Raw genomic sequence first — 23839 nt, forward strand, 5'->3', positions numbered from 1 at the left:
AAATCACCTATCTCAATTTTGGATTCAGGGCATCGCGCAGCCAATCGCCGAGCAGATTAACTGCAACGACAAGCAGGCATAGCTGAAGCACCGGAAAGAGCACGATCCACCAGGAACCGGAAAACAGGAACTGATTGCCGATACGGATCAAAGTTCCGAGTGAAGGCTGGCTTGGCGGCATGCCGATACCCAGAAAGGACAGCGTGGCTTCCGTCAAAATGGCCATGCCGAAATTCAAGGTGGCGGCGACGAGCACCGGCGTGAGCGTGTTTGGGAGAATGTGTTTGCCCATGATCCTGCGCGCAGGAACCTTGATCAGCCGTGCCGCGTGCACATAGTCCTTGCCGCATTCCACAATCGTCTGGGCGCGTACGGTTCGCGCATATTGCACCCATGCGGACAGGGCGATCGCAAACACCAACACGGCTGAGGCGCCCATCTCGCGAAGGTCCGCTGGCAACATCTGCCTCACCACTGTCGAAACCAGTATGGCAACTAGAATAGTGGGAATGGACAGCGTTATGTCGCCAATGCGCATCAGAAGATTGTCGATAAAGCCTTCGAAATAGCCCGCGACCAGACCCGCACTCATGCCGATCAGCAAGGAGAGCGCCACGGATGCTATGCCGATGAAAATGGAAATCCGCGTCCCGTACAAAATTGCCGAAAGCATGTCGCGGCCCTGCGTATCGGTTCCGAGCAGATAGGGCCACTCGCCACCTTCCTGCCAATAGGGTGGAAGCTCTGCTTTCCACATGTCGAGCTGCGCACCATCATAGGGATTTTGCATGGCGATCAGCGGCGCGAAAACCGCTGTCAGAATGAGCACTGCCAATATGACCGCGCCCGCAATCGCAACCTTGCTATGCTTGAACGACCACCACAGGTCACTGTTGCGAATGCGCTTGTGCAAAGGCGGTCGCGCCGGTCTTGGCAATTTGGGTGGCTTGGTTGCATCAATGGTCATTGATCCGGTCTCTGCTCTAGCGTGTGCTGCGCAAGCGGGGATCGATCACTGCATAAGCAATATCCACCAGCATGTTCAGAACAACGAAAATGAAAGAAATGATGCACAGATATGCGGCCATGACCGGAATATCGATGAATGTCACCGCCTGAATAAACAGCATACCCATTCCCGGCCACTGGAACACGGTCTCGGTGATCAGGGCAAAAGCAATCAATGAACCAATATTCATGGCGGTCATGGTGACAACGGGCATCAGGCAGTTTCTCAAGGCGTGCCGGAAATAAATCCGCCAACGGGGGATACCCCTCGCCCGCGCAAACTTTACAAAGTCAGAGCGCAGCACTTCCAGCATTTCGGCGCGCACCAGCCGCATTATGAGTGTAATCTGGTAAAGCGACAGCGCGATTGATGGCAGGATAAGCGCCAGACGCCCCGATGGAGTAAGAAGCCCCGTCGACCACCAGCCAAGCTTGACCACGTCGCCGCGCCCGAAAGCGGGCAGCCAGCCGAGACTGACCGAGAAGACCAGAATAAGCAGGATACCGACAACAAAGCTCGGTAACGACACGCCTACAATGGAAATGAACTGCAATCCCTCAGTGTACCACTTGCCGCGCTTGATAGCTGTCAGCACGCCAAGTGGTATTCCAAGGACAAGAGATATCAATGTTGCCACCAGCACAAGCTCAAGCGTTGCTGGAAAACGGTCGGCAATCAGCGTCAGAACATCCTGTCCGTTGCGGTAGGAAATTCCGAAATTGCCCTGCGCTGCATTGACGACGAAGCGAACATATTGCGTTGGCAAACCATCATTAAGACCAAGCCGCTCGCGCAGCTCGTTCCTGTCTGCCTGCGTCATCTGTTCGTTCGCCATCAACTCAACCGGATCACCTGCGAGCCGGAAAATCAGGAAGGCGAGCATGGCTACTGCGAGCATAACCAGAATTGCGTTTCCTAAACGCCTCACAATAAAAACCAGCATATAGTGCGCTCCCTATCCGTCCGCCTCGCAACTAACGAAGCCGACCGCCAGACTTATTTGGCAATATGTGTCAGCCAATGGCGAGGTTTATTGTCCGCCAGCTGAACGATGCTATCGACCTTGCCCGTCATTACCCAGGCCATGGGCTGCTGATGGAGAGGAAGCATGATGATCTCATCCTTGACCATTTGCAGGGCCTTGGTCTGCAGTTCCAACCGCTTGGGCCTGTCCATCTCGGTCGACGCCTGAACGATCAGCTTGTCGATTTCAGGATAAGACCATCCACCCCAATTGAAGACTCCGGCATTATCCGTCTTTGTCTGGATCATCTGAAGCAGGATGGAATAGCTGTCGAGCATTGGCTCATTTGCCCAGCCGATCAGGTAAACATCCGCCTTGCCATTTGCGCGTTTCGGCGTTTGTGCGGCTGCTGGCGCAATATCGAGCTGAGGCTTGAAACCACCGCGACTGAGCATATTGATCATGCCCTGGCACAGTTCTTCCTCATTGACATAGGCGTCGGTGGTGCAGACGAAGGTAAAGGGTAAATCGGTCGCGCCAGCTTCTGCCAGTAGCTTTTTGGACAGTTCCGGATCAAATGGTACGGGCTTGTCGAGCGCTTCCGTATAGCCTGGAATTTCCGGTGCAATGATTGCTCCGGCTGTTCGCGATTTGCCGCGCATGATGCGCTTCTGGATCAGTTGCGGATCGAGCGCATGAGCAAATGCCTGACGCACGCGCAGATCGTTGAACTTGTTCTCCGTGCCATTGTCGAGCTTGGCCTTGCGGTTGAAACCGATCATCACGGTCCGAAGATCGGTACGCTCCATGACTTTAAGGTTTGGCTGAGCCGCAAGGCGCGGAATATCCTGCGATGGAGCATTGTCCGTGAAATTGATCTCTTCTGAAAGCAGCGCCGCAACGCGGGTTGCTGCCGAAACGATGGGTGTAAACTCGATGCGGTCGACATTGGCGTCGGACTTGTCCCACCATTGCGTATTCTTCACCAGAATGGTCTTGCTGTCGGGCACCCGGCTCTCGACGACGAAGGGTCCGGTTCCATTCGCATGGTAGGTTGCATAGCCTTCCAGCTTCGCACCCACATCGGTTGGCTTCAGCGAATTGTTGTCGGTCAGCCAAGTCTCATCGAAAATGTGAATATTGGTAAGATCGTTAAGGAGCAGCGGGTAAGGCCCCGTCAATTCAATATCGATCGTATAGTCATCAACTACCTTGGCTGATTTATAGGCCGGCAGATTACCGCGAAGCGGCGATGTCTTGTCGCTCACGCGTGTCAACGAGGCCAGCACATCCGCAGATGTAAACGTTGCGCCATTGTGGAACTTGACGCCCTGACGCAGATGAAAGCGCCAGACATTATCCGAGACAACTTCCCATGAGGTCGCAAGAGCAGGCTCAATCTGCAATTTCGCGTCATATCTGACGAGGCCTTCATAAACATGGTTCAGGAAGGCGATCGTATAACTATCCCCGTAGGAATAGGGATCGAGCGAGTAGATATCACGGGGCGCGCCCCATTTCAAAGTTTCGGCATGACTGGGTAAAATGAGGGTCAATGCCACCGTGGCCGCTAGGCCTAGTTGCTTAAACATTCTGGTTGTGCTCCGCTTCTGGATGTTGGTCGCCCCCTTGAACGGAGGTCTTCCCTTGCTTATCGGATAGCGCCGAAGCGCTACCAATTACTCGCTCATGCGCGTCAGCCAGTGCCGTGGCTTGTTATCAGCCCGGATTACGACACTCTCAATCTTGCTGCTTGTGGCCCATGCCATTGGCTGCTGATGCAAAGGGATCATGATTGCCTGATCCTTGGCGAATTTCAGTGCCGCAGTTTCAATTGCCAGCCGCTTTTCCCGGTCCTGCTCCAAGGCGGCGTCTTTCACCATTTTGTCGAGTTCGGGATAGGACCAGCCACCGTAATTCGCCACGCCATCGGCACCGCGGCGGGTGGAAAGCACCTGAACCAATATTGAATAGGCATCAAGCGTAGGCTCATTTGCCCAGCCGACCATATAAACATCGGACTTGCCGCTCGAACGCTTGGGCGTCTGCACAGCACGCGGTCCTATATCGAGCGTTGGCTTGAATCCCGCCCGGCTCAACATGTTGACGACACCTGAGCAAACGTCCTCCTCGTTCACGCTTTCGTCGTTCATGCAAAGATAGGTAAAGGCCAGATCAGTCTGCCCCGCTTCGGCAAGGAGCTTGCGGGACAATTCCGGATCATAGGTTGCAGGCACGTCAAGCGTGGCATCATAACCGGGGATCTCGGGTGCAACCAAAACGCCTGCCGGATGCGCCAGTCCGCGCATGACCTTCTTGTTGATCAGGTTCCGGTCAATGGCGTGATCAAATGCCTGCCGGACCCGCAAATCATTGAATGGATTGTCGCGGCCATCGGTCAATTTTTCGCGGCGGTTAAAGGCAATCGAAATCGTGCGCAAATCGGAGCGCTTGTCGACCTTTATGCCCTGCGTTGCTTCAAGGCGGCTGATATCCTGAATGGGAGCCGCATCCACCAGATCGACCTCGCCGGATAATAGCGCTGCGACACGCGTTGCCGCTGAAGTGATCGGGGTGAATTCAATGCGATCGAGATTGTGCTTCTTCTCGTCCCACCAGCCTTCATTCACGACGAGCGTCGTCTTGCTGTCCGGCACGCGGCTTTCCAGCTTGAAAGGCCCGGTGCCATTGGCGTGGTAGGTTGTATAACCTTCAACCTTAGCGCCGACATCGGTGGGCTGCTCGCTCTTATTATCCGCAAGCCACTTCGCGTCGAACATGAAGATGTTTGTCATATCATTGAGAAACAACTGCGATGGCGCTGAAACCTCGATATCGACCGTGTACTGGTCGACCTTCTTCGAGCCGGCATAGAGCGGAATATTTCCTCTCAAGGGCGATGATGGCGCGCTGACCCGCTTGAGCGAAGCAATGACGTCATCGGCGTCAAAATCCGAACCATCATGAAACTTTACGCCTTGGCGCAGCTTGAAACGCCAATATTTATTGTCGATCAGCTGCCACTCGGTGGCCAATGCCGGAACGACTTCAAATTCCGGCGTGTAACGCACCAGACCTTCGTAAATATGGTTCAGAAAGGCGAGATTTGAGGTCGAGCCATAGGAATAGGGATCCAGGGAGAATATGTCCCTCTGCCCTGCCCATTTAAGCGTCGCCGCCTCTGCGGCTGTTCCCAATAACAGGATTGATGTCACCGCCATCAGAATGGATTTTCGCATTCGCATCATCAATGTTTCCCTCTTCCGCGAGTGCCTTTTGCAAGCTTGACCGCGATTTATTGAAAGCATAGGGCCATAAGGATTTCTCTTTGTCAACGATATTGTCGACAATTTTACGAGGGATTGGCACCAATATGATTGACAAGCCAGAGCATCGCTTTGAGCGGGCGCGTTTTGGTTGGGAGCAAAGCCGCTGCTCGAATCTATACCATTCCGGCAGTTCTTTCGCGGCGAACAAATCTTGGTTTGACCTACCTTAACCCTATTGCCGCAAATAAAGTGAACCATAAAAGAAATTGGTTGCGTCGTTGTTTATTGTTAAATAGGCTAAATTTTAGTGGAAAGTGCGACAAGCCTTAGAGACGCGCTTTATACTCTCATTTATACACCAAGGCATGCGTCTCACATTTGTGAACCATTCTTCATATTGATCCGCTTCTGAAGGTTTCCCATGCCCGTTCGTGCCAAACCTGCTGCAAATTCCGGGCACGCCCTTGAGCGCCTGCGCATATTGCTGAGTTCTGTTCCGCTGGGTGGCGAATTGCGCCTTCCACCGGAGCGTGAATTGGCCGAGGAAATCGGTGTGGGACGGCGCGCTCTTCGCCGAGCGCTTGAGGTTCTGGAAGATGAAGGCCTTATCTGGCGTCAGCAGGGCAAAGGAACTTTTGCCGGTTCCCAACAGGTCTCAAGCACGCTGCGGGTCAGCAATCTGGCAGAATTTACCAATCCGCTTGAGGTGATGGAGGTGCGCATTGAAATCGAGCCGGTTCTCGCACGCATCGCTGCCACGAAAGCCACACCCGTTCTTATACAGCAGCTGGAAAGGCTCGCATCCAAGGCAAAAGATGCCACCGACATTGATTCCTGGGAGCTTTGGGACGGCGCGTTCCATCGCAAGATCGCGGAATCTGCGGGCAATCAACTTTTCATTCTCTTCATGGGAATGATCGACCAGATTCGCCAGAACGATGCCTGGCGTCACTTTCGTGAACGGACCCGGTCCTCGGGTCGCACAACCCTTTCAGTAGAGCAGCACGACGCGGTGATTGAGGCTATTCGCCGGTTCGATCCTGCCGAGGCAGAGGCTGCCATGCGCAAGCATCTGCTCTCCATTCGCAGCGCAGTCATTGAAGCCATGCAGCTTACAGACAGCGTGGCGCCAGTTTGGGACGTAGCGCCCAATGATAAAATCAGCAGTAAAAAAAGTTCAACTACAGAGGGAATCCAATGAACTGCATCAAGAAACTCCTTTTAACCGCCGCCATTGTTGGTTCGGCCTCCGCAGCCTTTGCTGCCGACCTGCGCATAGGTCTGCAGGATGATGCGGATATTCTGGATCCGCACCGCGCCCGCACTTTCGTCGGGCGCATCGTCTTCACCTCGATGTGCGACAAGCTTTTCGACATTAACGAAAAGCTGGAGATCCAGCCTCAACTCGCCAAGGAATGGTCCTGGTCGGAAGACGGCAAGGTGCTTACCGTCAAGCTGCGCGACAATGGCAAATTTCATGATGGCACAACAATTGACGCCGCCGCTGTAAAAGCCAATCTCGAACGGGCGAAGACGCTGCCGGAATCACTGCGCAAGAGTGAAGTCGCCTCCATCGCTTCGGTTGATGCGGTCGATGCGACAACGCTCGTGATCCACCTGGTCAAGCCGGACGCATCGCTGCTGTCGCAGCTCTCGGATCGTGCGGGCATGATCCTGTCACCCAAAGCTTTCGAGGGTGGCGATTTTGGCGAAAACCCTGTTTGCTCGGGTCCTTACAAGTTCGTCGAGCGCATTCAGAATGACCGCATCGTTCTTCAGAAATTCCCGGATTATTGGGACGCGGCAAATTACAAATATGACAAGCTGACCTTCATTCCGATCTCGGACTCGACAGTGCGCCTGGCAAATCTGCGCTCGGGCGATCTTGATCTTATCGAGCGTATTGCCCCTTCTGATATCGAAGCCGTAAAGGGCGATTCCAATCTGGCATTTTATCCAGTCACCGGAACCGGCTATCAGGCTTTGACCTTCAACATGAAGAAGGGTGACAAGGATACGTTTCCGATCGGTCATGACAAACGCATTCGTCAGGCTTTTGAACTGTCTATCGATCGCAACGTCATCAACGAGGTCGTCGGTCAGGGCATCTTCCAGCCTGCCTATCAGCCATTTCCACCAACCAGCTTTGCCTATGACAAGAAGTTCGAAAGCCGCCAGCGCGATGTGGCCAAGGCCAAGGCTTTGCTCGCCGAAGCTGGTCATGAGCGCGTCAAGCTGGAAATCGCTTTCGGCAATAACACCGCCTCGCAGCAAATCTATGAGCTGATTCAGGCGATGTCGGCCGAGGTCGGTTTTGATATCTCGCTGCGTCCGACAGAATTTGCCGCGCTGCAATCGGCGCTGAAGGACGGCTCCTTTGAAGCCGGTCAGAGCGGCTGGTCAGGTCGCGCCGATCCGGATGGTAATATCCACGCATTTGTAAGCTGCAAGGGCAATCTCAATGACGCTCATTTTTGCAGTGAGAAAGTGGATGCGCTGCTTGAAGAGGCCCGCAGCCTGACCGACCCGGTCAAGCGCAAGGCGCTTTATGATCAGGTCCAGGAGATTACCCAGGACGAACTGCCCATCGTCTACCTTTATTACCAGCCATGGCCATTTGCGGCACGTGCCAATGTAAAGGGTTTCACGGCCTATCCTGATGGCATGATCCGCCTGAAGGGCGTTTCAACCGAAGGCTGATCTTCATGGGCTGGGGCGGCCCATCCGCGGCCGCTCCCTTGCCTTCCCGTTTCCAGTTTTAAAGTGTTGCCCCATGATCGAGATTGTTTTCAGACGATGCATCGTCGTCCTGCCCACGCTGCTTCTCGTGTCCATTATAGTATTCGGTATGCAGAAGCTTCTTCCCGGCGATCCAATCCTCACCATGGCAGGCGAGGACCGGGATCCGCAAACCATAGCCTATCTGCAGGAGAAATATCGTCTCAATGATCCGATCCCCGTCCAATATGTCGCCTGGCTCGGACAGATCTTGCGGGGCGATCTTGGAATTTCTTTGCGCACCGAGCAGCCCGTCCTTAGTCTGATTGCGCAGAAACTTCCTGTCACTATCCAGCTGGCCGCATTTGCCATGGTCATAGCCTTTATAATCGGCGTGCCCGCAGGCATTATTTCTGCGATACGCAAGGGCACGGCCACGGATTATGCAATCAATGTCGTGGCATTGTCCGGCCTTTCAATTCCCAATTTCTGGCTTGGCCTCATGCTCATTTTGCTGGTATCGGTGCAATGGCAATTGCTTCCGGCTTCCGGCTACACCTCGCCCCTGGAAGATCTCGGCCAGAACCTGCGCACGATGATAATGCCGGCCTTTGTTCTGGGAACCGGACTTGCCGGTGTTCTCATGCGCCACACCAGATCCGCCATGCTCGGTGTATTGCGCTCCGACTATGTGCGGACGGCGCGAGCCAAGGGGCTCAATGAAAAGACAGTGATCCTGCGCCATGCGCTGAAAAACGCGCTGGTTCCGATCATCACCCTATCGACGCTGCTGTTTGGTGAATTGCTCGCGGGCGCTGTTTTGACCGAACAGATATTCACCATTCCCGGCTTTGGAAAATTGATCGTCGATGCCGTCTTCACCCGTGATTATGCCGTGGTGCAAGGCGTGGTGCTTTGCACGGCCGTCGGCTTCATCCTGATGAACCTTCTCGCGGATATTCTCTATATCGTTGTCAATCCACGCCTGAGAGATGCATCATGAGTGCCATCACTTCCCATCGCAGCAGCTCTTTCAGCCGCCAATTGTCCAAATTCACGCGCAACAAGGCAGCCGTTGCCGGGGCCATTATTGTCGGCATCTTCGTGGTCCTCGCGATCTTTGCGCCCCTGATTGCTCCCTATGATCCTTTTCAGACGAGCTTCACCACGATACGCAAGCCGCCTTCCGCGCAATTCTGGCTTGGGACGGATGAGCTTGGACGCGATATTTTCTCGCGCATGATCTATGGCGCACGCGCATCCTTGATGGCGGGCGGTGTATCGGTCGTGATTGCGGTCATTGTCGGTGTGCCCTTTGGCCTGCTTGCCGGATATTTCGGCGGCTGGATCGATGGCGTTATTTCGCGTCTGGTCGATGCAATGCTGGCCATCCCCTTCCTCATTTTTGCGATTTCACTCGCGGCATTCCTCGGTGCCAGCCTGACCAACGCCATGATCGCCATTGGCCTGTCAGCCGCGCCGATCTTTGCCCGCCTCACTAGAGGACAGGTTCTATCGGTCAAGGCGGAGGAATATGTGGAGGCAGCACAGGTTATCGGCCTGCGGCACCCGCGCATCATCCTGCGTTATATCCTGCCGAACTCAATTCCTCCCGTCATTGTACAGGCTACGCTGACGATCGCGGCGGCTATTATCGCAGAAGCCAGCCTGTCTTTTCTCGGCCTTGGCCAGCAGCCACCCAATCCTTCCTGGGGTTCAATGCTGAATACCGCCAAGAACTTCATCTCGCAGGCACCCTGGATGTCGCTATGGCCGGGGGCTGCAATCTTCCTCGCCGTTTTGGGCTTCAACCTTCTTGGTGATGGCCTGCGCGACGCAATCGACCCGCGTGAATACTAAGAATTCATACAAAGCAGGAACAATAAATGTTTACGACGAGACCGGAAATTTTGGGCACCTTTGGTGTCGTGACCTCGACGCATTGGCTCGCCTCGGCAGCGGGAATGGCCATGCTGGAATGCGGCGGCAATGCCTTCGATGCTGCGGTAGCCGCTGGCTTTGTGTTGCAGATTGTAGAGCCCCATCTTGTCGGGCCTTCCGGTGAAGTGCCTATCATTCTTTACTCTGCGCAGACACAAAAGACGGAAGTCCTTTGCGGGCAAGGCGTGACGCCGCAAGCGGCAACCATCGAAGCTTACAAGGCGCTGGATCTTGATCTCGTCCCTGGTTCCGGACTTCTGGCCGCCGTTGTGCCCGGCGCGTTTGACGCATGGATGGTTCTTCTGCGTGATCACGGCTCCATGAAGCTGCGGGATGTGATGGAACCTGCGATCCATTATGCCCGGCACGGGCATCCGCTGCTTCCGCGCGTTGCCAACACCATCAAGGACAATGCCGATTTCTTCGCCAAGGAATGGCCGACTTCAGCGGCAACCTGGCTGCCCGGCGGCATAGCTCCTGAAGCCAAGAAACTGTTTTGCAATCCTGTCCTTGCCGATAGCTATCAGCGCATTGTCGACGAGGCTGAAGCAGCAGGCGGAAATCGTGAAGCCACAATAGAGAAAGCGCGCGATGCATTTTATCGTGGTTTTGTCGCTGAGGCGATCGATCGCTTCTGCCGCCAGACCGAAGCCATGGATACCAGCGGTCGCCGCCATAAGGGTCTTTTGACCGGCGAGGACATGGCAGGCTGGAGCGCTACCTATGAAACTCCGCTGACCTATGATTACCACGGCTGGACTGTTGCCAAGACAGGCCCTTGGGGACAAGGCCCGGTATTCCTCCAAACATTGGCGCTGCTCAAAAAGCTTGATATTGCCGCCATGAAGCCGGACAGCCCCGAATTCATACATACCGTAACCGAGGCCATGAAACTCGCTTTCGCTGACCGGGAGGTTTATTACGGCGATCCGGATTTCGTGGATGTTCCAATGGAAGCGCTTCTGTCTGATGCATATAGCGATCAGCGGCGTGCGCTCATCACCAATGAAGCATCGATGGAATTGCGCCCAGGCACGATTCCGGGTTTTGAGGCACAGCTCAAGACGGCAATGTCACAAGTTCGCTATGCCAGTGCCAGCGGTGATATTGCACCGGGTGCCGGTGAGCCGACAATGGCGCATTTGCGCACTGAAAAGCGCGGCGACACTGTTCATATCGATGTCATCGACAAATGGGGCAATATGGTTTCCGCCACGCCGTCGGGTGGTTGGCTGCAATCATCACCAGTTATTCCCGAGCTTGGCTTTGCGCTCAACACGCGGGCGCAAATGTTTTGGCTGGAACCCGGCTTGCCAGCCAGCATGGCCCCGCTTAAACGTCCCCGCACCACATTGACGCCATCGCTGGCGCTTTATGAAGGAAAGCCGCGTCTGGTTTTCGGAACGCCGGGCGGCGATCAGCAGGACCAGTGGCAATTGGCAATGTTCCTGCGCCGGGTCCATCACGGCCTCAATTTGCAGGAAAGTATTGACCTGCCCTTGTTCCATACCATGCATTTCCCCTCCTCCTTCTATCCGCGCGAGGCAATCCCGGGCCGCCTTGTCGTTGAGGAGAGCTTTGGCCGGGAAACAATCGATGCGCTCAAAGCACGTGGCCACGATGTCGAGATTGTTCCCCAATGGTCGGTCGGGCGGTTGACCGCCGCCGAGCGGGACCCGGATGGCATTTTGCGGGCAGCTGCAACGCCGCGCCTCATGCAGGCCTACGCAATCGGGCGCTGAAGCATCGGCGTTCCGGCGTCGAAACTTGGCGGTCTCCAGTTAAGGAAACAATATGTTCGGTATTCCTGTTTTTGAGTTGTCTTTGCTGGTGGTCGGACTGCTGGTTGCCGGCGCAGTAACCGGCCTGCTTGCCGGTCTGTTCGGTGTCGGTGGCGGCGCGGTTGCTGTTCCGGTTCTCTATGAATTGTTCCGTTTCATGGAAGTACCGGAAGAAGTCCGCATGCCGCTATGCATCGGCACTTCGCTCGCCATCATCATCCCGACCTCGCTGCGCTCCTTTTATGCCCATAAGGCCAAGGGCGCTGTGGATATGACAATCCTTGGTAAATGGGCTGTGCCTGTCGTGCTCGGCGTGGTTCTTGGCAGTTTTATCGCGCGCTATGCTCCCGCCGATCTCTTCAAGATCGTCTTTGTGGTGGTTGCAGGCGCTTCGGCGATCCGCCTGCTGTTCGGCAATGACAAATGGCGTCTTGCCGATGACCTTCCGGCTGGCTGGCTCATGCGCTTTTACGGGCTTTTGATCGGCGTTCTCTCATCACTCATGGGTATTGGCGGCGGACAATTGTCAAATTTGTTCATGACGTTCTATGGCCGCCCTATTCATCAGGCGGTGGCGACATCATCAGGCCTTGGCATATTGATCTCAATTCCCGGAACGCTTGGCTATATGTATGCAGGCTGGCCGCGCGCGTCGGAGTTTCCCGATGTCGTTGCCCTGCAATTCCCCATTGCCATCGGCTATGTTTCGCTGCTGGGGCTTGCCCTTTTCATCCCGACCACGGTTCTGACTGCCCCGATCGGAGTGAGGCTTGCGCATTCCTGGTCCAAGTCAAAGCTGGAAATGGCCTTTGGCATTTTCCTTCTGCTGATCTGCCTTCGCTTCCTTGCCAGTGTTCTTTTCTAAGCTTCAGACGAGAGATACAAAATGACCCCTCCCATTCTTTCCGTCACCAAGCTGCGTACCTCCTTTTACAATGATGGGGCGTGGACGCCGGTCATTCGCGACATCTCATTTGACATCGCGCCGAGGACGACGGTGGCTATCGTCGGCGAATCCGGTTCGGGCAAAAGCATGACCGCATTGTCCATCATGCGGCTGCTGCCGGGTGGCAACAGCAAGGTCGAGGGCAATATTGCACTGGCAGGGCGATCGCTTCTGGACCTGCCGGAGCGGGAGATGCGCAATGTGCGCGGCAACGAAATTGCCATGATCTTTCAGGAGCCGATGACCAGTCTCAATCCAAGCCTGACCATTGGATTTCAGATCGCTGAAGCCTTGATGCGCCACCGCAATATGAGCCTGACCCAAGCCGAGGCTGAAGTCATCCGGCTTTTGGATCGTGTGCGCATCCCTTCTGCAAAATCGCGCGCTAATGATTATCCGCACCGGCTGTCCGGCGGGATGCGTCAGCGGGTCATGATCGCCATGGCGCTCGCGTGCAAGCCGAAACTGCTGATTGCGGATGAGCCTACCACCGCGCTCGATGTTACCATTCAGGCTCAAATTCTCGAACTCATCCGGGACTTGCAGGATGAGGATGGAATGGCCGTCCTCTTCATCACGCATGATATGGGTGTGGTTGCCGAAATTGCCGACCGCACTATCGTGATGTTACGCGGCGATGTTGTCGAAAGCGGCGATACCGCCGATATTTTCGCCAATCCCCAGCATGCCTATACGCGCTCGCTTTTGTCTGCCGTGCCGAAGCTTGGCTCCATGATCGGCAAGACACGGCCGCTTCGCTTTCCTCTGGTCGATCAGCAAACCGGCATAGCCGCTGAACCACCCGAGGGCATTGATACGGTTGAGGCTACAAAGCCAATTCTAGAAGTAAAAAACCTGACCAAATATTTCGACATCCGCAAAGGCGTGTTGCGTGGGCTGGCTGGCCGCGTGCATGCGGTCGAGAATGTCTCGTTCAATATATATCCAGGCGAAACGCTTGCTCTGGTTGGCGAGTCCGGCTGCGGCAAGTCAACAACGGGCCGCTCGATTGTACGGCTGACCGCGCCGACAAGCGGCTCGATCCGGCTTGCCGGGGATGACATTCTGAATATCGAAAAATCCTCGTTCCGCGACATGCGCAAGCGCATGCAGATGATCTTTCAGGACCCCTATGCCAGCCTTAATCCGCGTATGCGCATCGGCGAGAGTATAGCCGAACCAATGATTGCCCATGGCACCGAAACACCGAAACGTGCGCGCGAACGCGTGAGCGAGCTTTTGAAGAGCGTCGGCATGAGCGGCGATGTCTATGACCGCTACCCGCATGAATTCTCCGGCGGCCAGCGCCAGCGCATATGCATCGCCCGCGCCCTGTCTTTGGGACCGCAGCTCATCATTGCCGATGAGGCGGTTTCCGCGCTCGATGTTTCCATCAAGGCACAGGTGATCAATCTGATGCTGGACCTGCAGGAAAGGTTGAAACTGGCCTTCCTGTTCATTTCACATGATATGGCCGTGGTTGAACGCATAAGTCACCGCGTGGCAGTGATGTATCTTGGCGAGATTGTGGAGATCGGAACGCGTGCAAGCGTGTTCGGCAATCCGCAGCATCCCTATACACGCAGGTTGCTCTCTGCGGTGCCCATGGCTGATCCAAGCCGGCGCGCCGGCAAAAAGCGGTTGGTCAATGATGAATTGAAGAGCCCGATCCGCGCTGTCGATTATCAGGTTCCGATCCGCCAATTCAAGCAAGTGGGGCCTGACCATATGGTTCAGGAGTGGGGAGCCGAGTGGAGTTGATCGCCGCCCCGTAGGGTCTAAAGTTCGTTGTCTACCATATCCGAAACGCATTCCTTCAGCGGGGCGACCAGCTCCCACATGCGGCGTTCGTCATTCACCGTAATTTGAGCAGTGCCACGCAGCGCCAGCGGCGTGGCACGCTGCAATACAACATATCCAAAGCCGGATTTCTGTTCGACTTTAACAGTAGGCGCATTGTTGGTTTCGTCCCAACGGAGTTTTAAAAGCTCTTCGTCGACGCTGCCCTCAATCGCCCAGGAAATAGTGATCATGCCCTGCGAGGATGCGAGGACGCCGTATTTTGCTGAGTTCGTCGCCAGCTCGTGCATGGCCATTCCTATATGCAAGACTGCGGGCGCTGCGAGGATCAATTGAGGCCCGTCAACGGTTATGAGCCCATCATGTTTAAACGGTTTCAGCTGATCATTGATCAGCGTTCTCAGATCGCCGCCTTTCCAATCTGTTGAAACCAGAACGTCATGCGAGCTGGCGAGCGATGCTATGCGTTCATTTATCTGACGTTGAAACTCCTCAACGCTCTGCGTTCGCTTTGCGGTTTCACGAATGATGGACATCATGACCGCATACTGGTTCTTCACGCGATGATTGACTTCGCGAAGCAAAAGCCGAATGCGCCGCTCATTGTCACGCGAAACAGTGATGTCACGCGCGATTTTTGAAGCGCCGACAATCCTGCCATTCTCGTCCTTGATGGGTGAAACAGTGAGCGAGACGGGAATGAACGAGCCGTCTTTTCTGACACGAAGAGTTTCGAAGCTTTCAACCACCTCACCAGCCCGGACACGGGAGATTATCTCGTCTTCTTCGCTCTGATGACTCTCGGGGATGAGAATGCGAATGCTCTTGCCGATGACCTCTTCCGCCTTGTAGCCGAAAAAGTGCTCGGCCGCCGGGTTCCAGCTCGTAATGATACTGTTTAGATCCTTGCTGATGATTGCATCAAATGAACTATCAACGATGGCAGCTAATCTGGCGGCTACCAGATGGTGTTCTTCGTCCGCATTCACTTATCCATTCTCCACAAGATCAGCCAGAACATGCAATGGTCAGCTTCGGTACAGTATCAACTGGCTTCGCATTAGCAAGACAAGGTTTCTGGTAAGCCACACGAAACCCCATCTGCCGATGCGAAAAGCAACAAGCCGGTTATGCCTCGGTTTTTTCACCTGGATATGCATTGGTTTTGAGAAGATTGGCAAGATGTGCGGTGTTTCGTGCCAGCATCGCCAATGTATTGGTGACGACATCAGGCACCTTTGTCAAATCCACGAAATTGACGCTGCCCATGGCCTCCCCCACCCAGTAACTCACGGCATTTGGTGCAAGCGAAAAACCCACATCGTTCAAGGCCTGATAAAGTTCGGCAGAGACATGATGCGCCCCGTCTTCATTGCCAACAACAGCCACGGCTGCAACCTTGCCATAGGTGAGCATGCGGCCTTGATCATCCGTTTCTTCCAGAAAGGCATCCATGCGTTCGAGCGCGCGCTTGCAAACACTTGAAGGCTGGCCCATCCAGATCGGCGTGCCAAGAATGAGTATGTCGGATTCAAGCAGTCTCTTTCTTATGGAGGGCCAGTCGTCCCCCTCACCCTCATCGGATTTCACGCCGGGTTTGACGTTGAATTCGGCAAGACGAAGCGATGAGGTTTCAACGTCAAAGGGCTCAAGAGATTCGGCAATCAGATCAATCATCCTTTGTGTTGACGACTGTCCATCGACCTTCAGCGTGCAATTAATGGCAAGTGCTTTAAGCGTCATGATTTCAGAACCTTTTGGTGGTTGTCCGAAAGGAAACCGTCCATACAGTCCAAGGTTCCGAATTAGCTCAATTTATCACGGTGGCGAGGGCCGGATGGGGATTGCAACTGCAACGCCCCGATGTATCTTAACACCATCTAATATGGGCAATAAATTTGACCGATGAATCACTTTCTGAAAAGAATCCGCCCAAGCGGATGCCCCGTTGGATCCTTTGGTCGATCCTGACTGCTGCTGCCTTTATAATATTGTTGGTCCTTGGCATTGGCATCACCTATCTCACGATGATCTCCAATGTCAGGCACATCAAGGTCACGTCCGATGAACTGGGCGAAAACCGTCCTGCCAAAGCGTCACCATCGGCGATAAATATCCTTCTGGTAGGGTCGGATCGCCGGGAAGGAAATGATGCGGCTCGTTTTGGCGAGCGCACGGATACAATCATGCTGGTGCACCTGCCTGCCGACCGCAGTGAACTGACCATCATCAGCTTTCCGCGGGATTTGCGAGTTCGGCTGCCCGGATGCGTCGCGCGCAATGGCCTGCCGGGACAAAGGGCGCAGCGCGGCATTATCAATTCATCATTCAGTACCGGGGGCATCGGGTGCATCTGGAAGACCATTGAAACGCTCACCGGCATCCATATTGATCATTTCGTCATTGTCGATTTCACGGGGTTCAAAACGCTGGTGGATGCGGCCGGCGGCGTCGAGGTCTGTCTGCCCGAACCGATCCACGATACCTATGTTCCCCTCGACCTGCCATCCGGTTTGCAACTTCTGCGCGGGGAACAGGCTCTCGGCTATGTCCGGGTGCGCCATGGCCTGAGCAATGGAACCGATATCGGGCGCATCCAGCGGCAGCAACGCTTCCTGTCTGCCTTAGGGCAAAAGATCATGGGTGGCGGCATGTTGCTCAATCCTGTCAAGCTGCTCCATTTCGTGGGCGTGGCCAGTGGATCCGTCACGACCGATCCGGAGTTTACGCCCGGCCTGATGATAAAACTTGCCCTCGCCGTGCGCGTGATATCGTCTGATAATATCCGGTTTCTAACGGCACCATGGCATGATTCCGCCAATTATCCCGGCCGCGTCGAATTGCTGGAGGGTCCGGCAAAGAGGCTGTTCCGCGCAATTGCGCAGGAGGAACCGTTCAACCGGAACGACCTTCGAAAATCCGAACCGGCAATAACACCGCCCGCAGAACAGATGCCGGAACAGAAGAACGCTGCTCCCGCTCCATCTCCAGCCGCCATACCGCCCGAGCCCTGCTCCTAACTTGCTTGCAATTCTGAATTGACAAGCCACCGCTTCACAACGCTATGATGGTTTGCGCCAACAAGCTTGGAGGAAATTATGGACGCACTTGCAATTCTCGTCAGTATCATCGCGGCAATGGCGATCGGTGCCATGAGCCCCGGTCCGAGCTTTGTGCTCGTGTCGCGCATTGCCCTTTCCAGCTCTCGCGCCCATGGTCTGGCTTCGGCGCTGGGCATGGGTGTTGGCGGATTTATTTTCGCTTCCTTGGCCGTATTGGGACTGACAGCGCTGCTGATGCAGTTCGAATGGCTCTACCTTGCCTTCAAGATAATCGGCGGCGGCTATCTGATTTATATGGCCTACCGTATTTGCCGGGGCGCCTCAGCGCCGCTAGACACGGGTAAATCGGTGCGTGGTTCCAAGGAAATGACCGTGTATCGGGCATTTTTCACCGGCTTGATTACCCAGCTCAGCAATCCGAAAACATCGATCTTTTACGCCAGTATCTTTGCTGCCGTACTGCCCGCTGATCCTGCCAAATGGCTGCTTTTTGCAATCCCGGTTTCGTTGTTTCTGGTGGAAGCGGGGTGGTATACAATCGTCGCCCTGGCATTTTCCGGTTTCCGCATGCGCGCCCTCTACAGCCGCCTGAAAAAATGGCTGGATTACTCCGCGGGCACTGTCATGGGCTTCCTGGGCATCAAGCTGATTGTCGAGGCCTTCAATCGCAAGATCTGATTGGCATCGCAATCAGTATCATTGCAATTTCATTTGCAGAACGAAAGGGCCGTCTTGACGGCCCTTTATCTTACAAAGCTGACTGGTAGACCTGACGATGGATGGCGGATGACATCCATCTCAATGCCATAAATTGCACCAAGGCTTTCCGATGTCATGATTTCATCAGGCGTACCGCGAGCGATCAGCTTGCCGGAGTGCAGCGCAATGATTTCATCGCAATAGCGGGCGGCCATGTTCACATCATGCAGGACGACCACGACGCCAAGCCCTTTCTGGCGCGACAGGCGATGCACCAGCGACAGGATTTCAACCTGATGTGCCACGTCCAATGCGGAGATCGGCTCGTCGAGCAGCAGCCATTCTGCATCCTGTGCCACCAGCATAGCCAACCAGACGCGCTGGCGTTCGCCGCCCGAAAGCGTATCGACCAGACGATCAGCAAAGCCGCCAATATCGGTCAGTTCAATGGCTTCTTCGACCTTTTCACGATCCTGCTTGCTAAAGCGGCCAAGTGCGCCATGCCAGGGATATCGACCCAGCGCCACCAGTTCCTTAACCAGCATGCCATCGGCTTGCGGCGTATATTGCGGAAGATAGGCGACCTTGCGGGCAAAGGGACGAGCGCCCCATTCTTCAATGGCCTTGCCTTCAAACAATACGGTGCCCGAGCTTGGTGGCTGCTGCCGGGCGAGGATCTTTACCAGTGTGGATTTTCCAGATCCATTATGACCGATAAGACCGGTCACGCGGCGCGACTGCAATTTCAGCGAAAGCGGCTGCAGCAATGTTCGCGATTCGATGGCAAAGCTCACATCGCCAAGTTCCAGCAAAGCCTCATCCACCGCCTGCGAGGCTGAATGCATCTGGTTCTGTCCGGCAATTTCGGTCATTGACCACTTCCTTAAAGCTATTGTTCGGCAGCGTTACTGGATACGGAAAGGCACTGTAAAACTCTGCTGCGAAACCGTTACTTCTTCAGGAGCGGAAGGAACCGGCGACGCGTTGCGAACAGCATTGAGCACGCTCTGGTCCAATTGACCGGATCCGGAACTGCCAACAACGCTTGATGCAACAATATCGCCGGAACGCGAAACAACGAACTTGACAGTGACAACCCCTGTTCCATCTGCTTTTGCGCGTTTTGTACGGCGCACGAGATAAGATTGAACCCGTGTGCTCCACTTCTGCGCCTGGCGAGCCGACGACGCGCTTGACGACGCTACCTGGCGTTTTTCTTCAACCGGCTTATCATTTATCACCTTGGCAGTGACAGGCTTTTCAACCTTGCGGACAATCTTCTTTTCAACAGGCTTTTTTGGCTTTTCCTGCGCGGGACGTACAACCGGCAGCGGCACTTCAACCTCTGGCAGTTCAACCAGTTCTTCGGTCTGCTCTTCGAGTGGCTCGACCTCTTCAGGTACCGGCTCCGCTTCAGCTACTTCTTCGACAGGTTCTACCTGCGGCTCCGGCTCAACTTCCGGCGTTGCCGCTTCCTGTTCGGCAACCTCTGGCTCTACCGGTTCCGGTTCGATTGCGGGCTCTTCCTTCACCGGCTGAGCAACAACCGGTGCCGGCATCGGCTCCATGTCGATCATGATCGGCGCGGCAATATCACCGCCTTCATCTTCCGGCTGATAGGTGTGAATCGCCAAGGCGGCCCCAGCATGGACGGCAACCACAACAATACCGGCTATCGTCCAGCGTCCGACTTCAGACCAGTTGGGGTGCAACAATCCGCCCATGAGGGTGCTCGGCCTGTTTGTCATTACTGCGCGTTTCCGCCTGGTGCAGCGAGCGGTGCGCTTTCGAGACCGACCAGCGCGATCTTGAGGTAGCCGTTGGAACGCAGATTGTTCATCAGGTCCATGAGCGAACCATAGTCAACCGACTTGTCTGCTTGCAGAAAAACGCGGGTTTCCTTGTCGCCCTCGGTTTGTTGATCAACGAAGCTGCCAAGCGTGTCAGCTGTCACCGAATTATTGCCGATTGAGATTGTCTTGTCTTCTTTGAGCGTAAGATAAAGCGGCTGATCCGGCCGCGGTACGGGTGTTGCCGTCGAGGCGGGAAGATCGACATTGATATCGACCGTTGCCAGTGGTGCGGCAACCATGAAGATGATGAGCAGGACCAGCATGACATCGATAAAGGGTGTCACGTTGATTTCGTGGTTTTCCTGCAATTCGTCGTCGGAAACATTGTGCCTGATACCGCCAGCCATTTTTGTGCTCCTACTCGGCAGCTGCGTGACGCAGCTGCCTTGCCGCTGTGGCAGCGGAAGGCACGCAGGCATAGTCAACGTCGCGGCTGACCAGACGCTCGACCCCTGCCGAAGCATCCGCAAGGAGCTGGCGGTAGCCGGTGATTGAGCGGGCGAAGACATTATAGATGACAACGGCGGGAATAGCCGCAACCAGCCCAATGGCCGTTGCCAGCAGCGCCTCGGCGATGCCCGGTGCAACAATGGCAAGGTTGGTCGTCTGGGATTGCGAAATACCGATGAAGGAATTCATGATACCCCAGACCGTACCGAACAGGCCGACAAAGGGTGCGGTGGAACCGATGGTCGCGAGCACGCCGGTGCCGCGGCTCATGCGGCGGCCGGCCTGGGCTTCGATGCGCGAAAGACGCGATGCAACGCGTTCCTTCAAACCATCCGCACTTGTGTGCGCCTGCGCTTCTTGAGAAAGACGCACTTCCTCGCGTGCGGCATTGACCAGCAGAGCGCCCGGCCCTCCCCTCCCCTCAAGCGCCCGCTCGGCATCTTGAAGTGTGCGCGCACTGCCAATGGCATTGAGGGCGCGATAGGCACGCATTCTTGCGGCGGCCAGTTCGAGGGTCTTTGCCAGCCACACTGTCCATGTCACCAGCGAGGCGAAAGCCAGACCGATCATGACGCCCTTGACCACCCAGTCAGCAGCCATGAACATGCCCCATGGCGAAAGATTATGCGGCAAAGTTGCCTTGGCATCGGCTGCCGGAGCGGTTGGCTCTACGGCTGGTGCGGCAGTGCTAGCCGGCGGAGTTATCTGCATTGAGGGCGCTGGCTCGGCAGCTGGCGTGGAGGGCTGAGGTGCAGCAGGTTGCACCTGCTGTGCAGGCTGCGCTGCCGGTGCCGGATTTTCCTGCGCTGTCGAAATGGACGGAACGAGACCACCAAAGACGATTGCCAGACCAAGAGCACTTGTTCTCAGACCATACAATATTGAACCTGATGATAGAGGCATCGTGGCCATTGCTCGCATCTTATCGGTATCCTTATTTTGTCCTGCGGCTCGTCCGGATTGCCGGACGTATCTCATGCGCAGAGCGCAGTCGCATGGCGGCTTAATATTTATGAGTTTAATAATCAAGTATTATTTGGCGAAAATCAATCCTCTCGACAAAGGATTGCCTTCTCATTTGAAAAAACAGCCAAGCCTGCACAGATATGGGAAAATTCGGGAGAAATTGCCGAAGAATCATCAAATTTTGCTGAAAATTTGCGAACTCAGCGTGTAATTTGGTTGTGCTGAGTAGTAATCAGATAATACCCCAGGCCCGGTAGCGCCCCCGGCCCGTCATTTCCCGCAGGCCGAGTTCCCCGATTAGATTGAGGGCGCCGCGCTGCGAAACCTTCAATTCCTTGGCCACCAGACCTGCGGAAATCATGGGGCGGGATAGCGCGAGATCGATCATTCCGGGCAGGCTGGATGTTGACCGCCGGTCCTTTAGTTTGCGTTCCATCTGTATTCTGGCGAGCCCCAATCGCTCTATTTCCTTGAGGTTTGCGATGCTGGCCGCCTCAACCGCTCCGAGAAATGCTGCAAGGCGGGTTGCCCGGTCTCGTGCCCGGCGGCGGTCCCGCGGCACGTTGCGGAGGCCTGAATTAAACGCGGCCAAATGCGATCGTGTTTTCCCCCGTTCCCGCAACATCGCAGAAACCAGCATAGGTCCAAGCCAGTGCTGATGCTGAAGTGGTTCAATATCTTCCCATGCATCCCATAACAGCGCCGCTGCCAAAAGCGGCGGCAAATCGCGGGTCATGTCGTGCACAACCAACCATCGACCAATACGTTCATCTTCGTCCCAATCGGGATCGTAGACCAAAGGATCACCATCCGAACTTACCTCTGACGAAACAGATTTCCTCTCCAGCCTCCCCTCACCTCTCACAGGCGCGGGGGCATTGGCTGGCGTCGGCAATCTATGGCTCGTCCGGTCCAGCAACGCATCGAAACGTGCAAGTTCGTCCTCAAATGCGCTCTCGGCATCTGTCTTGCTTTCGTTCAGGAATTCCGGATTGCTGACCGGCTCAGAAATTACCTCCGGCGTTACGGGATCGGTAAACCAACGTCCTCTCAGGCTTGCAAGACCCTTGGCGCTCAAAGCCCATGCCGGTGGGTTTGAAGCAATCTGCCGCCGCACGCGCAAGATATTATGTGCCCGCGTCAGTTCGTGAGTCGGCGCCCGTATATCCATTCGGGCATCATGGAGAACAAGATCCTCCACATGCACAAGTTCACCAGCGAGCCACAATGCATTGCAGGCTTCCATGAAATGCGAGCGCGCGATCCAGCCTTCGTTCTCGCGCGTCAATCCATCTCCGTAACGACGAGAAGACTCATTCAGGTCGCTCTTGCGCGCAATCCGCTCGTCAAGACGCGCCAGAGCATCCTCGGCGGCGACAACCGGGCGAAACAGGTCATTGATGGATAAGTCGGTAGAATCATAAACCATTGTATTTATGGTAAATGATTGGACAAACAGAAGATAGTAGGGTTTTAGCTTCTCTTCGCTCCGAGCCCTTTAATGCTTTAAACGACGACGACGGTCGCCTTGCCAGGTACGCGGTTATACAAATCTATTATATCCTGATTGATAAGGCGGACGCAACCCGACGACATGGATTGCCCAATCGACCACCATTCCGGTGAGCCGTGAATACGGTAGCCAGTATCCACCCCATCTTTGAAAATATATAAAGCGCGTGCTCCCAGGGGATTGTCTGGTCCCGGCTCTTGTCCGTTCTGGTACTTCACCAGCTCCGGCTTGCGCTGGATCATCTCGCGAGGCGGCGTCCAGCGCGGCCATTCTTTCTTATACTGGATATTGGCGCGGCCATTCCAAAGGAAACCGGCCTTGCCAATGCCCACGCCATAACGGATTGCATCACCGCCGGGCTGGACGAGATAGAGAAAACGCTGCTGCAGATGCACGACAATAGTACCCGGTTGCTCGCCGGTAGGGTCGAGAACAACCTGTCTGCGAAATTGCGCCGGCACTTTTTGATAGGGCACGGCAGGAAGGTGATAAGGCCCCTCCTGCACCGCGGCATACATGACATCGGGAACGGTAACTGATTTATCGATGCTGATCTGCGGGCGCACTCCACTGGTGGAGATAGGGTCGACATCCAGCTCCGGCAGACCAAACGATGTTTGTGTGCAACCCGAAGCACTGAGCGCCGCCATTGAACCAACTCCAAGCAGCAGGTGCCGCCGTGAAATGGCTGGAATAGACAAATGGGAAGAAACTGCCTTGGGACGCTGGGACACTACCGTACTCGCTTACAAAAAGTGCAATTTCTTAAATAGTAAGGAAATGTGGTTTATAAAAAGTGAATGGATGACAGGTGCTATCGGTTGACAGCTGTCAACTCTGTTTGCAGTTTAACCTCGTTGTCAGCTGT

Annotated in this window: 21 protein-coding genes; 9 read left to right on the forward strand and 12 right to left on the reverse strand. The window is 55.0% G+C overall.

Annotated features, from left to right (window positions below; all coding sequences use genetic code 11):
• Positions 1-7: 7 nt before the first annotated feature.
• From V9K95_RS12795 to V9K95_RS12810, 4 genes are all read right to left on the reverse strand, one after another.
• On the reverse strand, positions 8-967 hold the full coding sequence (locus V9K95_RS12795) for an ABC transporter permease (RefSeq protein ID WP_336441990.1): 960 nt from the start codon (positions 965-967) through the stop codon (positions 8-10).
• Positions 968-983: 16 nt separating this feature from the next.
• Positions 984-1952: an ABC transporter permease gene (locus tag V9K95_RS12800; protein WP_115053763.1), complete on the reverse strand. Its 969-nt coding sequence runs from the start codon at positions 1950-1952 to the stop codon at positions 984-986.
• A 53-nt stretch (positions 1953-2005) separates the two neighbouring features.
• Positions 2006-3565, reverse strand: a complete 1560-nt coding sequence (locus V9K95_RS12805) for an ABC transporter substrate-binding protein (RefSeq protein WP_336441989.1) — start codon at positions 3563-3565, stop codon at positions 2006-2008.
• Between the two features lie 87 nt (positions 3566-3652).
• Positions 3653-5218: an ABC transporter substrate-binding protein gene (locus V9K95_RS12810; RefSeq protein ID WP_442958599.1), complete on the reverse strand. Its 1566-nt coding sequence runs from the start codon at positions 5216-5218 to the stop codon at positions 3653-3655.
• Between the two features lie 445 nt (positions 5219-5663).
• Here V9K95_RS12810 and V9K95_RS12815 point away from each other — a divergent pair, with 445 nt between their 5' ends.
• The 7 genes from V9K95_RS12815 to V9K95_RS12845 all read left to right on the forward strand — a co-directional run bounded on the left by V9K95_RS12815 (position 5664) and on the right by V9K95_RS12845 (position 14389).
• On the forward strand, positions 5664-6443 hold the full coding sequence (locus tag V9K95_RS12815) for a FadR/GntR family transcriptional regulator (RefSeq protein WP_115053760.1): 780 nt from the start codon (positions 5664-5666) through the stop codon (positions 6441-6443).
• Positions 6440-7942, forward strand: coding sequence for an ABC transporter substrate-binding protein (locus V9K95_RS12820; protein WP_336441987.1), 1503 nt, complete (start codon positions 6440-6442; stop codon positions 7940-7942). Before V9K95_RS12815 ends, V9K95_RS12820 begins: the two co-directional genes overlap by 4 nt.
• A 73-nt stretch (positions 7943-8015) precedes the next feature.
• Positions 8016-8963, forward strand: a complete 948-nt coding sequence (locus V9K95_RS12825; RefSeq protein WP_307275822.1) for an ABC transporter permease — start codon at positions 8016-8018, stop codon at positions 8961-8963.
• On the forward strand, positions 8960-9820 hold the full coding sequence (locus V9K95_RS12830; protein WP_115053757.1) for an ABC transporter permease subunit: 861 nt from the start codon (positions 8960-8962) through the stop codon (positions 9818-9820). The genes V9K95_RS12825 and V9K95_RS12830 overlap by 4 nt, the downstream gene beginning before the upstream one ends.
• A gap of 26 nt (positions 9821-9846) precedes the next feature.
• The gene (locus tag V9K95_RS12835) at positions 9847-11643 is read left to right on the forward strand and encodes a gamma-glutamyltransferase family protein (RefSeq protein WP_336441986.1); all 1797 of its coding nucleotides are present in this window, start codon (positions 9847-9849) and stop codon (positions 11641-11643) included.
• Between the two features lie 52 nt (positions 11644-11695).
• Entirely contained in the window at positions 11696-12547 is an 852-nt protein-coding gene (locus V9K95_RS12840; protein ID WP_115053755.1) for a sulfite exporter TauE/SafE family protein, read from the forward strand.
• A gap of 21 nt (positions 12548-12568) precedes the next feature.
• Entirely contained in the window at positions 12569-14389 is a 1821-nt protein-coding gene (locus V9K95_RS12845; RefSeq protein ID WP_336441985.1) for an ABC transporter ATP-binding protein, read from the forward strand.
• Between the two features lie 17 nt (positions 14390-14406).
• Here V9K95_RS12845 and V9K95_RS12850 read toward each other — a convergent pair whose 3' ends face one another.
• Both V9K95_RS12850 and V9K95_RS12855 read right to left on the reverse strand, forming a co-directional pair.
• Positions 14407-15417 (reverse strand): PAS domain S-box protein, encoded by a 1011-nt coding sequence (locus tag V9K95_RS12850; RefSeq protein WP_307275835.1) that lies wholly within the window; start codon positions 15415-15417, stop codon positions 14407-14409.
• A 139-nt stretch (positions 15418-15556) separates the two neighbouring features.
• Positions 15557-16171 (reverse strand): flavodoxin family protein, encoded by a 615-nt coding sequence (locus tag V9K95_RS12855; protein ID WP_336441984.1) that lies wholly within the window; start codon positions 16169-16171, stop codon positions 15557-15559.
• A 155-nt stretch (positions 16172-16326) separates the two neighbouring features.
• On the opposite strand from V9K95_RS12855, the gene V9K95_RS12860 reads away from it, so the two are divergent.
• Together V9K95_RS12860 and V9K95_RS12865 are read left to right on the forward strand one after the other, a co-directional pair.
• On the forward strand, positions 16327-17448 hold the full coding sequence (locus tag V9K95_RS12860; RefSeq protein ID WP_336441983.1) for an LCP family protein: 1122 nt from the start codon (positions 16327-16329) through the stop codon (positions 17446-17448).
• A 78-nt stretch (positions 17449-17526) separates the two neighbouring features.
• Complete coding sequence (locus V9K95_RS12865) at positions 17527-18168, forward strand: LysE family translocator (protein ID WP_307275842.1); 642 nt, start codon at positions 17527-17529, stop codon at positions 18166-18168.
• Between the two features lie 65 nt (positions 18169-18233).
• Here V9K95_RS12865 and V9K95_RS12870 read toward each other — a convergent pair whose 3' ends face one another.
• The 6 genes from V9K95_RS12870 to V9K95_RS12895 form a co-directional block, all read right to left on the reverse strand.
• Positions 18234-19034, reverse strand: a complete 801-nt coding sequence (locus V9K95_RS12870) for an ATP-binding cassette domain-containing protein (RefSeq protein WP_435530203.1) — start codon at positions 19032-19034, stop codon at positions 18234-18236.
• Positions 19035-19094: 60 nt separating this feature from the next.
• Positions 19095-19937 (reverse strand): energy transducer TonB family protein, encoded by an 843-nt coding sequence (locus tag V9K95_RS12875; RefSeq protein WP_336441982.1) that lies wholly within the window; start codon positions 19935-19937, stop codon positions 19095-19097.
• Positions 19937-20389: a TonB system transport protein ExbD gene (gene exbD / locus V9K95_RS12880; protein WP_336441981.1), complete on the reverse strand. Its 453-nt coding sequence runs from the start codon at positions 20387-20389 to the stop codon at positions 19937-19939. The genes V9K95_RS12875 and exbD overlap by 1 nt, the downstream gene beginning before the upstream one ends.
• A 10-nt stretch (positions 20390-20399) precedes the next feature.
• Positions 20400-21413, reverse strand: coding sequence for a tonB-system energizer ExbB (gene exbB, locus V9K95_RS12885; RefSeq protein WP_115053747.1), 1014 nt, complete (start codon positions 21411-21413; stop codon positions 20400-20402).
• Positions 21414-21690: 277 nt separating this feature from the next.
• Entirely contained in the window at positions 21691-22887 is a 1197-nt protein-coding gene (locus V9K95_RS12890) for an RHE_PE00001 family protein (RefSeq protein ID WP_336441980.1), read from the reverse strand.
• Between the two features lie 77 nt (positions 22888-22964).
• Positions 22965-23621 carry a L,D-transpeptidase gene (locus tag V9K95_RS12895; RefSeq protein ID WP_162802544.1) on the reverse strand — a complete coding sequence of 219 codons (657 nt, stop codon included), beginning with the start codon at positions 23619-23621 and terminating at the stop codon, positions 22965-22967.
• Positions 23622-23839: the final 218 nt, after the last annotated feature.

The organism is Phyllobacterium sp. CCNWLW183, from assembly GCF_037203775.1.
GTDB lineage: Bacteria > Pseudomonadota > Alphaproteobacteria > Rhizobiales > Rhizobiaceae > Phyllobacterium > Phyllobacterium ifriqiyense.